This is a genomic window from Nocardia cerradoensis NBRC 101014, assembly GCF_000308535.1.
Lineage (GTDB): Bacteria > Actinomycetota > Actinomycetes > Mycobacteriales > Mycobacteriaceae > Nocardia > Nocardia cerradoensis.
Window position 1 is genome coordinate 35,672 of sequence record NZ_BAFW01000063.1, and the last position, 11,531, is coordinate 47,202.

10 protein-coding genes are annotated in these 11,531 nt (G+C 69.0%); all 10 read right to left on the minus strand.

Translation table 11 applies throughout. The features are described from left to right. Positions 1–4 precede the first annotated feature (4 nt). Positions 5–1,501: an aldehyde dehydrogenase family protein gene (locus ON23_RS07945; RefSeq protein WP_039777207.1), complete on the minus strand. Its 1,497-nt coding sequence runs from the start codon at positions 1,499–1,501 to the stop codon at positions 5–7. Between the two features lie 122 nt (positions 1,502–1,623). Continuing rightward, on the minus strand, positions 1,624–2,259 hold the full coding sequence (locus ON23_RS07950) for an IclR family transcriptional regulator (protein WP_039777208.1): 636 nt from the start codon (positions 2,257–2,259) through the stop codon (positions 1,624–1,626). A 10-nt stretch (positions 2,260–2,269) separates the two neighbouring features. Beyond that, positions 2,270–3,457: an alpha/beta hydrolase family protein gene (locus tag ON23_RS07955; RefSeq protein ID WP_039777209.1), complete on the minus strand. Its 1,188-nt coding sequence runs from the start codon at positions 3,455–3,457 to the stop codon at positions 2,270–2,272. Continuing rightward, entirely contained in the window at positions 3,450–4,688 is a 1,239-nt protein-coding gene (locus ON23_RS07960) for a homogentisate 1,2-dioxygenase (RefSeq protein WP_039777210.1), read from the minus strand. Before ON23_RS07960 ends, ON23_RS07955 begins: the two co-directional genes overlap by 8 nt. 249 nt (positions 4,689–4,937) lie before the next feature. Then, entirely contained in the window at positions 4,938–5,681 is a 744-nt protein-coding gene (locus tag ON23_RS07965; RefSeq protein ID WP_039777211.1) for a DUF4191 domain-containing protein, read from the minus strand. Positions 5,682–5,747: 66 nt separating this feature from the next. Continuing rightward, positions 5,748–7,949 (minus strand): elongation factor G-like protein EF-G2, encoded by a 2,202-nt coding sequence (locus ON23_RS07970; RefSeq protein ID WP_039777212.1) that lies wholly within the window; start codon positions 7,947–7,949, stop codon positions 5,748–5,750. Positions 7,950–8,127: 178 nt separating this feature from the next. Beyond that, positions 8,128–9,138 (minus strand): lipoyl synthase, encoded by a 1,011-nt coding sequence (lipA, locus tag ON23_RS07975; RefSeq protein ID WP_039777219.1) that lies wholly within the window; start codon positions 9,136–9,138, stop codon positions 8,128–8,130. 74 nt (positions 9,139–9,212) lie between these two features. Further along, positions 9,213–9,764: a GNAT family N-acetyltransferase gene (locus ON23_RS07980; RefSeq protein ID WP_276326885.1), complete on the minus strand. Its 552-nt coding sequence runs from the start codon at positions 9,762–9,764 to the stop codon at positions 9,213–9,215. Positions 9,765–9,869: 105 nt separating this feature from the next. Next, positions 9,870–10,760 (minus strand): TIGR01777 family oxidoreductase, encoded by an 891-nt coding sequence (locus ON23_RS07985; protein ID WP_039777213.1) that lies wholly within the window; start codon positions 10,758–10,760, stop codon positions 9,870–9,872. Positions 10,761–10,792: 32 nt separating this feature from the next. After that, positions 10,793–11,531: 2-oxoglutarate dehydrogenase, E2 component, dihydrolipoamide succinyltransferase (gene sucB / locus ON23_RS07990; RefSeq protein WP_039777214.1), on the minus strand; the 739-nt coding region annotated here is incomplete at its 5' end.

An 11,531-nucleotide genomic window follows, 5' to 3' on the forward strand; every position in this document is an offset into this window, starting at 1 on the left:
AAGCTCAGAACATCATCTGCACCGTCTTCTCCTCGGTGTAGGCCTCGATTCCGGCCGCGCCGAGCTCGCGGCCGATACCGCTGCCGGCCCGCCCGCCCCACGGCGTGGTCATGTCGGGGATGCCGAAGGCGTTGATCCACACATTGCCCACGCGGAGATCGCGCGCGGTGGTCTGCGCGGTGTGCAGGTCCTCGGTGTAGATGATCGCGTTGAGCCCGAAATGACTGTCGTTGGCCAGCGTCAGCACATCGGTGGTGTCGGAGAAGGGGATGATCGTGGCGACCGGGCCGAAGATCTCCTCGCGCGCGATGCGCTGGTCGTGGCGGCCGAGGAAGACGGTCGGCTCGACGAAATAGCCGGGCCGCCGGGCGAGTGAGCCACCGGTCACCAGTTCGGCGCCCTCGGCGACACCCAGTCCGAGATAGCCGCCGATGCGCTCGTGCTGCTGCCGGTTCACCACCGGTCCCATGGCGACGTCGGCGTCGAACGGGTCGCCCAGCGTGAGGGATTCGGCATGGTCGGCCAGCCGCCGCGTCACCTCCGCGACGAGGCTGTCGTGCACGTAGACGCGGGTCCCGGCCGCGCACACCTGGCCCTGATGCAGGAAGTTGCCGACCGCGATGAACGGCAGTGCGCGGTCGAGGTCGGCATCGGGAAAGACGATCTGCGGGTTCTTCCCGCCCAGTTCGAGGGTGACCTTGCGGAACTGACCTCCGGCGTGGGTGTTCATGAGGGCGCCGACCTCGGGGCTGCCGGTGAAGGTCAGCTTGGCCAGTCCGGGGTGGCGGGCGAGGGCGGCGCCGGCGGTCGGGCCACGGCCGGGCACCACGTTGAACACGCCGTCCGGCACGCCGGCCTCGGCGAGGATTTCGGCCAGCCGCAGGATCGACAGCGCCGCATCCTCCGGCGGCTTGATCACCACGGTGTTGCCCGCGGCCAGTGCCGGGGCGATCTTCCAGCCGGCGACGACGATCGGGTTGTTCCACGGTGTGATCGCCCCGATCACGCCCAGGGGCTCGCGCAGGGTGTAGTTGAGCCGGTGCCGGCCGGCGTAATCGGGTAGTTGCACCGTCGAGCCGTGCAGTTTGTCCGCGTAGCCGGCGTAGTAGCGGAACGTGGCCAGTGTGGCCGGAATGTCGCCGAAAACGCCGTCCCTGTACAGCTTTCCGACCTCGAGGGTTTCGAGTGCGGAGAGGTACTGGGTGTCGGCCTCGATGAGATCCGCTGCGCGGAACAGGATCCGCCCCCGCTCGGCGCCGCCCATCTCCTTCCAGCCGCTGCCGTCGAACGCGGCCTGCGCCGCGCGGACCGCGTCGTCGACGTCCTCGGCGGACGCGTCGGCGATATCGCAGATGTGCTCGAGGGTGGCCGGATTCTCGGAGCGGTAGGTCGCGCCGCCGCTCGCGCCGCGCCAGCGGCCGCCGACCCAGAGCCGGCGGGGCGGGAACGTGGTCGGAACCTGCGCGCCGTCGGCGCGGGCGGTAGAGGTGTAGTCGGACACGGCTGCTCCTGACGACTGAACGAAGTGTGAGCAGGCTAGCGCGGTGATCGAATGTTGTGAAGAACTTTCCGATTATCGGACAGCGCTGGGTCGGGCAATCGGCTGGGGGTTTATGCGAGTGTTCAGCCCAGTGCGGTGTAGAGCCGCTCGGCGGCCCGGCGCACCGCGTCGGTCATCGCCGGAGTTTCCTGCCCGACCAGGGTGACCACGCCGACTGCCGCCGGGGGACCGGGCAGGCCGGGCAGCGAAGCGACGACGCCGTGCGCGCCGGGCACCAGCTTGCCCTCGCTCTCGAAGATCCCGCGCTCGCCCCGCCGCGACGCCTCGATCGCCTCGCCGAGGGCGCCCTGACCACGCGCGGTACGGGCGCCGACCCGATAGGCGACATGGAAGGTGGTGAACGGCGGCTCGACGACCGCGACCGCGAGGACGTCGTCCCCGTCGGCGACACAGAAATGGGCCGTGGCCTCCACCTCGCGCGCCAGCTCCTCGAGGATCTCGCGGGTGGCCTCGCGCACCGAGCCGAGCACGTGCTGAGTGAGCACGAGCGCGCCCGCGGAGACGCTGACCGTGCCGTCCTCGGCCCGGCGCACCAGCCCATGTTCGACCAGCGTGCCGACCAGGCGGTAGATGATCGTGCGCGACAGCCCGAGCTCCTGCGCCAGTTGCGCGGGGGTGCGGGCATGGGGGCTGCTGGCGAGCAACTTCAGCACGTCGAGTCCCCGGCTCAGGGTCTGCGAGGTGTCGGGAGCCGGCATGGCAGGAATCCTACGTGGGGCGCGCCGCGATCAGCTCATGCTCGGCGGCCCACTGCTCGACGTATTCGAGGCAGGTGCGCAGATGGCCGGGCTGTCCGACGTAATAGTGTGTGGCGCCGGGGATTACGCGATAGGTGCGGTCCGGGGTGGCCAGCGCGTCGCGCACGATCGGGTTGTGGGTGGCGGGCACCGCGTCGTCGGCGGAATTCTCGATCTGCAACACCGGGCCCTTCGTGATCCGCGCGGCATTGCGTGCCCCGCCCGCCACCGAATGATCCAGACTCCACTGACTCAGCCACGACCGCAGCGTCGTGTACCGGGCCAGGCCCACCGGTCCGACGTTCGCGGTGCGCGGATCGCCGAGGTAGCACCAGTTCGGACGGCGGTCGTTGGGGTCGACGGCCGGATCGAGCCAGCGCACATCGCACATCGTGCGGTGGACCAGGAATGGCTGCTCCTGTTCGGGCCCGCCCGCGGCGCGCAGGTCGGCCAGCCGGGTGAGCGCCCAGTCCGAGATGCGACGATTGCGGGCGCGCTGGGCTTCACGGAAACCGGCGACGTACTCGGGATCGTAGGGCGGGCGGTGCGGCGCGTCGTCGGCATAGATGTCCCAGGTGGCCTCGCGGCGGTGTGGATCGGTTTCGTCGATCACCGACGGGTCGAGCCATTCGGTGAGCGTTTCCGCCCGCGACAGATGAGCCGCGATGAACACGACCCCGTCGGCCGGCGAAAGTCCCGCTCCCACAACATCGACCGGATCTCCGGCGGGCGTATGCGTGATGCTCGGATCCCATGCCTCGGCCTGATACAGCAGCGACAGCGATCCGCCGCCGGACCAGCCGACCAGCACCACACGGTCGTAGCCCGCGACCTCGCGCGCCCAGCGCACCCACGCGCCGAGGTCGAGGACCACCTTCTCCATCACCAGCGCGGCATCGTTCTTCGGGTAGCGGCTCGCCCCGCACAGCACGTGATGCCCGCGGGCGGCGAGTGCGGTCGGCATCGGCAGCAGATTCAGCGTCGAGGTCGGATGCTGGAAGAGGAAAACCGTTGCGCCCGAACGCCGATCGCCGGGCGGGCGCAGCAATTGCCCCTCCAGCACGATTCCGTGACCGCCGGTGAATCCGTAGGTCTCGCGGACCGCAGGCTGCTCCTCGCTGTGCAGGATCACCGGGATCCGCTCGAACGACTCACTCACCGTGGCCTCCCTTCTGTTGTGGCCGACCGGCATACGGTTTGTCCGACCAACTCCACGGATAACCGGGCACATCGCTCGCGGTGCCGCCTTCGGCCACCTCCAGCGGGCGGAAAGTGTCGACCATGAACGCCATCTCGTTCGGTTCGGTGAAATCGGGGGAATCGAGATAGGCCCGGCGCCGGGGGCCGTGGGTGTACGCGGCGGGATGCAGGCTCACCGAACCGGTCCGGATGCCGGAACCCTTGCGCGCGGCGGTCTCTCCGGCGAAGTAGAACATCACCTCGTCCGAGTCGACGTTCGAGTGGTAGTACGGCACCTTGATCGCCCCGGGCGCGAATTCCAGGGGGCGCGGGACGAAATTGCACACCACGAAACCCGGCCCCTGCAGCACCTGATAGGTCGGCGGCGGTTGCAGCACCGCGCCGACGACGGGGGAGAAGTCGCGATAGTTCAGCGCGTACGGATACAGGTGCCCGTCCCAGCCGACCACGTCGAACGGGTGATGGTCGTAGACGACCACCGTGCCGTGCAGGCCCGAGGCGGTGCGGTGTTTGACGTAGACCTCGGTGTCGGCATCGACCAGCTCGTCCGGCGCGAGCAACGGTCCGGCCGGTCCGCGCAGGTCACGTTCGGTGATCGGGGAGCCCTCGAGGAATTGGCCGTAGCGCGTGCGGTGTTTGTCGGGCGGCTGGACGTGCCCGGCCGCCTCGACACACAGCAGCCGCAACGGGCCCGCGTCGGTGTGCGGCAGCCAGCGATGGATGGTGACCCGCGGTATGACGACGTTGTCGCCCTGCTGCACCTCGACCCGGCCGAAGAGGCTCTCCAGGGTGGCCGCGCCGGCCTCGACGAAGATCACCTCGTCGCCGATGCCGTTGCTGTAGAGCGGAGAGGGCTCGTCGGCCACGACGTAGGAAATGCGGACGTCGGCGTTGGCGAGCACCGGGCGACGGTGCCGGACCGCGTCCCGGCCGACGGCGTTGTGGAACAGGTCGGGCAGGTGAAAATGCCGGGGCAGCAGCGGGGTGTTCGCGGTGAGGGATTGATCGCCGAGGTGCCACTCGCGGGCATCGACCAGCGCCGACGGGACGCGACGGTGATAGAGCAGCGAACCGGTCCCCGAGAACCCTTCCTCTCCGATGAACTCCTCGAATGTCGGCGTGCCGTCCTCGAGGCTGAAGGCGATATGGCGTTGCCGGGGGAATTCGCCGACGGCCCGGTAGTAGGGCATCGCACCTCCTGAACTGCTGTCCGACATTCGTGGTTGATTGTCCGATATATGAACATATGGGACGTGGCGGGGTCCTGTCCCCGGTTCGACGGAGATACGGCTGTGGGGCGGCGGTAGTCGGACGCGTCAGGACGCCTGGGCCGGGCAGTGAACGAAAATCGCCGCCACACCCATGCGGTGGGTGTGGCGGCGATTCGGTACTTCAGCGGTGCGACGGCCTCCGCATGCGGCGGTGCTGCCGAGCGGAGGTCAGCGGCGGCGGATGGTGCGCTGCACTCCGCGCATTTTCGCGCCGGCCGGCAGCGGGCCCTTCGGCAGGGCCGGTCCGCCGCGGGTGGCCAGGGCGGTGAGGCGGCCCTCGATGAGGTCCATCCGCTTGGCGTCGATATTGCGGGGGAGTTTGGTGAGGTGACGCTGCAGGCTCTTCAGCGGAACCTGGCCCTCCTCGTTGCCGATCACGATGTCGTAGATCGGAGTGTCGCCGACCAGGCGGGCGGTCTTCTTCTTCTCCTGCGCCAGCAGCGACTTCACCCGCTGCGGCGAACCCTCGGCCACCAGGATCACGCCGGGCAGGCCGATCACGCGGTGGACGGCGTCGAGTTGGGTGGTGGCGGCGACGGCCTGGGTGGCGCGCCACTTACCCTGCAGGTTGTCCAGCACCCACCAAGCCGCACCCGCTTGCCCCTCGGCCTTGGCGTAGACGTTCTTCTGCACCCGGCGTCCGAAGATGATGAAGGCGACCAGCGCGCCCAGCAGAATGCCGACCGGCAGCAGGAACCACTGCATGTCGAAAAGGAAGCCGATGAGGAACAGCACCACGGTGATGCCGACCAGCGCGCCGATCATCAGCGGCAGCAGCAGTTTGTCCTCTTTGCGCACCATCTGGAACGTCTGCCAGAGCTGCTGACGCCGCTCCTTCGACGCCTGCCTGCGCGCCGCCTTCGCCGCGGCCTTCGCTTCCTTCGACGGTGTGCCGCCCTTACCTGCTGCCATACCTCTCAGGATAGTGGTCGAGCGGGACATACCCCGCACGGGCCGGGAACAGGTGCCACGCTCGCCTCAGACGGTGGCTTCGCTGCGACTGCGCAGGTCTGCGGCGATCTGACTCGGCATCGGTTCGTGCCGCACATAGTCGCGGTCGAACTGGGCGGCGCCGCGCGAGAGGGAACGCAGGTCGATGGCGTAGCGGCTCAATTCCAGTTCGGGGACCTCGGCGCGGATGACGGTGCGCCCGGCGGTGGCGGGTTCGGTGCCCAGCACGCGGCCGCGGCGGCCCGCCAGATCGCCGAGGATGGTGCCGACGAAATCGTCGGCGACGGTCACCCGCACCTCGGCGATCGGTTCGAGCAGATCGATCCGCGCGGCGGCGGCCGCCTCCCGCAGGGCCAGCGCCCCCGCGGTCTGGAAGGCGGCGTCGGAGGAGTCGACCGAATGCGCCTTACCGTCGAGCAGAGTCACCCGCACGTCGACCAGCGGATATCCGGCGGCGACACCGCGCTCGGCCTGCGCGCGCACGCCCTTCTCCACCGAGCCGATGAACTGGCGTGGCACCGCGCCGCCGACCACCTTGTCGACGAATTCGATCCCGGACCCCTCCGGTAGCGGTTCCACCTCGATATCGCAGATCGCGTACTGGCCGTGGCCGCCGGACTGTTTCACATGCCGCCCGTGCCCGGAAGCCTTGCCCGCGAACGTTTCTCGCAACGCCACCCGATACTCGTCGACATCGACCTGCACCCCGAACCGGGACCGCAGCCGTTCCAGCGCGACATCGCGATGGGCCTCGCCCAGGCACCACAGCACCAGCTGATGGGTGCGCGGATTCTGTTCCAGGCGCACCGTCGGATCCTCGGCGACCAGACGGGACAGGCCCTGCGACAGCTTGTCCTCGTCGGCCTTGCCGTGGGCGCGCACCGCCACCGGCAGCAGCGGTTCGGGCAGCGGCCATGGCTCGATCAGCAGCGGAGAATCCTTGGCCGACACGGTATCTCCGGTCTCGGCGTGCCCCAGTTTGGTGACGTAGGCGATATCGCCGGCGATGGCCTGGCCGATCGGGAACTGTTGTTTACCGAACGGCGCCGTCACCGCGCCGACCCGTTCGTCGACATCGTGCCCGTTGCCGTCGTTGTGCCCGCAGATGTGCACCGTGTCGTCGGCGTGCAGGGTGCCGGAGAACACCCGCACCAGCGACACCCGGCCCACATACGGATCGGAGGCGGTGCGGATCACCTCGGCGGCCAGCGGCGCACCCGGATCGCAGGACAGCGGCTGCGGCGCCGCCCCGTCGGTCGGGCAGCGCGCCGCGACCGTGTGTTCGGCGGGCGTGGGAAAGCCGCGGGTGATCAGCTCCAGGATTTCGACCATGCCCAGACCCTCGCGGGTGCCCTCGGGCGGCGGCGCCGCGACGAGAATGGGGTGGAAGCGGTCGCGCGCCACCGCGCGTTCCAGATCCGCGATCAACGTGGTGAGGTCGATCGGTTCGCCCTCGAGGTAGCGGTCCATCAGGGTTTCGTCTTCGCTCTCCGCGATGATGCCCTCGATGAGCCGGTTGCGCGCGGTCTCGATCTGCGCGGTCTGTTCGGCCGTGGCGTCGGTGCGGGTGTGCGCCCCGCCGGAACAATCGAAGACCTGCTCGGTGAGCAGGTCGATCACTCCGGTGACCGGGCGGTGCCCGTCGGGGCCCTTCGGGCCGTACACCGGCAGCTGCAGCGGCAGGATCGCGTCGGAATCGCCGTCGCCGAGCAGATCCGCGCAGGTCTGGGCCATCAGATCGAAATCGGCGCGGGCCGCGTCGAGATGGGTGATCACCAGCGCCCGCGGCATCCCGACGCTCGCGCACTCCTCCCACAGCGCCAGGGTCTGCCCGTCCACACCGTCGGCGCCCGCGGCGGCCGAGACCACGAAAAGGGCCGCATCCGCAGCTCGCAGACCGGCCCGTAGTTCGCCGACGAAATCGGCATATCCTGGCGTATCGATCAGATTGACCTTGATGCCGTTCCAGGCGACCGGCACCACCGACAACTGAACCGACCGGTGTTGCCGCTGCTCGATATCGTCGTAATCCGACACACAGGTGCCGTCCTCCACGCGGCCGGCTCGGGTGAGCGCCCCGGCCTCCATGGCCAGTGCCTCCACCACCGTGGTCTTGCCGGAGCCGGTGTGCCCGACCAGGACCACATTGCGGATACCGTCCGGCTGCGACGCCTCGAGGACTCTGCCGGCGGAACTGTTACGGGCGGCGGTGCTCGCTTTCTCGGCCATGTCTCTTCACTTCCCGGAGTCGACACGTGCGGTTGCTTCGAGCTTCCCACCGGCGCGCGGCTGTGTCACCCGTTCCGGGGATCCGCACCCCATCCGTGGTGAATCCGCACCCCGTACGCAACGAACGACCGGCCGAAGACGAATTCGGCCGGTCGCTGCGAGTTGGCTGGGGGTCGGTTCAGCTGCCGAAACGGGCGAGGACCGAGCTCGCCTCCTGGCTCGCCGAGCCCTCCTCGGCCAGATGCGCCATCTCCGGTGCGATCTCCCGCCCGTGATGCGCCATCGCCTGCGCGTACAACCGGCCGGCACGGTAGGAGGAGCGCACCAGCGGACCGGCCATCACGCCGGCGAAGCCGAGTTCGGTTGCGACGCGGGAATGTTCGACGAATTCCTCCGGCTTCACCCAGCGGTCCACCGGATGGTGGCGCGGCGAGGGCCGCAGGTACTGGGTGATGGTGAGGATGTCGCAACCGGCCTCGTGCAGGTCACGCATCGCCTGGGTGACCTCTTCGGGGGTTTCGCCCATGCCGAGGATCAGATTCGACTTGGTGACCAGACCGGCCTCGCGGGCCGCGGTCAGCACCGCCAGCGACCGCTCGTAGCGGAACGCCGGGCGGATCCGCTTGAAGATGCGCGGCACGGTCTCCACGTTGTGCGCCAGCACCTCCGGCCGAGCGGAGAACACCTCGGCCAGCTGATCGGGCTCGGCGTTGAAATCGGGGATCAGCAACTCCACGCCGGTGTGCGGGTTGAGTCGCTTGATGGCACGCACGGTTTCGGCGTACAGCCAGGCGCCGCCGTCTTCGAGGTCGTCGCGCGCGACACCGGTGATCGTCGAGTACCGCAGGCCCATCGCCTGCACGCTCTCGGCCACCCGGCGCGGTTCGTCGCGGTCGAGCGCGGCGGGCTTACCGGTGTCGATCTGGCAGAAATCGCAGCGGCGGGTGCACTGTTCGCCGCCGATGAGGAAGGTGGCCTCGCGGTCCTCCCAGCATTCGAAGATGTTGGGACAGCCCGCTTCCTCGCAGACCGTGTGCAGCCCTTCGCGTTTGACCAGGCCCTTGAGTTCGGAGTACTCGGGGCCCATGGTGGCGCGGGTGCGGATCCACTTCGGCTTGCGTTCGATCGGGGTCTGCGCGTTGCGGGCCTCGATGCGAAGCAATTTGCGACCGCCTGATTCCCGTACCAGGGAATCGGAGGACGAAGTGGCCGGCGCGGCGGTGTGTGCCGTGCCGCTGTTCGATGTCGGGGTATCGACGGAGGTCACTCGAACGACTCTACGCCCGCCGAAATCGGGCCCGGCAGCGTGCGCTGCATCAAGGTCAGATCCATCCAGCCGCCGAACTTGTGACCGACCTCGGGCAGCTGGCCGACGATCCGGAAGCCGAACTTCTCGTGCAGCAGAATCGAGGTCTTGTTGGAGGTTTCGATCGCGGCGATCACGGTGTGCACCCGCCCGGACTCCTCGGCCCGTCCCAGCAGGGCCGTCAGCAGCGCGGTCGCCGCGCCACGGCGCTGGAACCGCTCGGAGACGTACACCGAATTCTCCACGCAGTACCGGTAGCCGGACTTGGGCCGCCACTGCGCGTAGCTGGCATATCCGGCCACCTGACCGTCGATGATGGCGACGAGCACCGGATATCCGGCGGCCACCCGGTCACGCCACCAGTGCAAACGATCGTCGAGATCGACCGGCTGGGTGTCCCAGATGGCGGTCGTCTCGGCCACGGCGTCGTTGTGGATGGCGAGGATGGTGGGGATGTCGCGTTCCTCGGCATCGCGAATGCGCGGTCCACCCGATTGGATATCGGTCACCGCCTCAAACTATCGGCAACCTTGGGCGGCGGCGAGCCGATCGGGCTCGAACGCGCGCGGTGTCCGTGCAGGTGTGAGCGGTTTCACCCGCGCTCGGCACCCTCCTCAGTCGATCACCGACGCCAGCGCCTGCCCGATGGTTTCGTGACGGAAGGTGTAGCCCGCGTCCTCGAGCACGGTGGGAATCGCGCGCGGGCCGCGCAGGATCGCCTCCTGGGCCAGTTCCCCGACCGCGGCGTGCAAGGCGACGGCGGGCACGATGAACGGCGCCGGACGACGCAGCGCCCGCGCCAGCGCGCGATTGAATTCGGCATTGGTCACCGGTGCCGGGCCGACCATGTTGACCGGTCCGCGCACCGACGGGTCGGTCAGGACGAACGAGATGCCGGCGACCTCGTCGTCGAGTGAGATCCACGGTTGATATTGGCGCCCGCTGCCCAGGCGCCCGCCCAGGCCGATCGAATACAGCGGCCGTAACAGGGCCAGCATGCCGCCGTGGCGAGACAGCACCACCGCACTGCGCACCTGCACCACCCGCACCCCGGCGTCGACCGCGGGCTGGGTGGCGGCCTCCCAGTCCCGGCACAGCGTCGCCAGGAAACCCGTTCCGGCGGAATCGGATTCGGTGATCACCCGGTCGCCGGTGTCGCCGCCGTAGAAATGCACGCCGCTGGCGTTCACCAGCGTCGGCACACCGGCGGCGGCGACCGCGGTGGCCAGTACATCGGTCGGGCCGATGCGGCTGTCGCGCAACTGCTGTTTGTAACTGCCGTTCCAGCGCCGCGCGCCGAGTCCGGCGCCGCACAGGTTGACTACGGCATCGGCCGCGCGCAGGGCCGGTGCGGGCACCTGCGCGCGCACCGGATCCCAGCTGAACTCGTCCTCGGCCGCGGCGGGACGGCGCACCAGGCGGGCGACCTCGTGCCCGTCCCGGCGCAGCGCGGCGACCAGCGCCGTCCCGACGAGTCCGGACGAACCGGCGATCACAACCTTCATGTCGTCACCGAATCGTCGTGTCGCGCAGCGTTTTACAGACCGAGATCGGCCTCGAACGCAGCCTCCTCCAGCCGGTGCCTGATGGTGGTCAGGAAGCGGCCGGCGTCGGCGCCGTCGATGAGGCGGTGATCGTAGGTCAGCGGCAGGTAGCACATCGAGCGGATGCCGATGAACTCGCTGCCGTTGTCGGAGATCACGATCGGGCGCTTGACGATCGCACCCGTGCCCAGCATCGCCGCCTGCGGCGGAAGCAAGATCGGGGTGTCGAACAGGGCGCCCTGGCTGCCGATGTTGGTGATCGTGAACGTGCCGCCGGCCAGCTCGTCGGGCTTCAGGCCGCCGGTGCGGGCGCGGTTGGCGATATCGGCGATGGCGCGGGCCAGTCCGGCCAGCGACAGGTCGCTGGCGTTGTGGATCACCGGCGAGAGCAGACCCTGCTCGGTGTCGACCGCGATGCCCAGGTGCACCGAGGAGTGGTAGGTGATCTCCTTGGTGTCCTCGTTGTAGGAGGCGTTGACGTTGGGGTGCACGCCCAGCGCCTCCACGGCGGCCTTCGCGAAGAACGGCAGGAACGTCAGGTTGACGCCCTCACGGTCGGCGAACGCGCTCTTGGCCTTGGCCCGCAGTGCCGCGATCTTGGTGACGTCGACCTCGTGGGTCTGGGTCAGCTGCGCGGTGGTCTGCAGCGATTCGCGGGTCTTGGTGGCGGTGATCTGCCGGATGCGGTTGGCCTTCTGGACCGTGCCGCGCAGTGCCTGCAGCTGCGGACGG

Bases quoted from the DNA above. Each gene is read 5' to 3' on its own strand.
- ON23_RS07950 (WP_039777208.1), bottom strand. From the start codon at position 2,259: ATGCCGGCTCCCGACACCTCGCAGACCCTGAGCCGGGGACTCGACGTG.
- ON23_RS07960 (WP_039777210.1), bottom strand. From the start codon at position 4,688: ATGCCCTACTACCGGGCCGTCGGCGAATTCCCCCGGCAACGCCATATC.
- ON23_RS07965 (WP_039777211.1), bottom strand. From the start codon at position 5,681: ATGGCAGCAGGTAAGGGCGGCACACCGTCGAAGGAAGCGAAGGCCGCG.
- ON23_RS07985 (WP_039777213.1), bottom strand. From the start codon at position 10,760: ATGAAGGTTGTGATCGCCGGTTCGTCCGGACTCGTCGGGACGGCGCTG.
- ON23_RS07970 (WP_039777212.1), bottom strand. From the start codon at position 7,949: ATGGCCGAGAAAGCGAGCACCGCCGCCCGTAACAGTTCCGCCGGCAGA.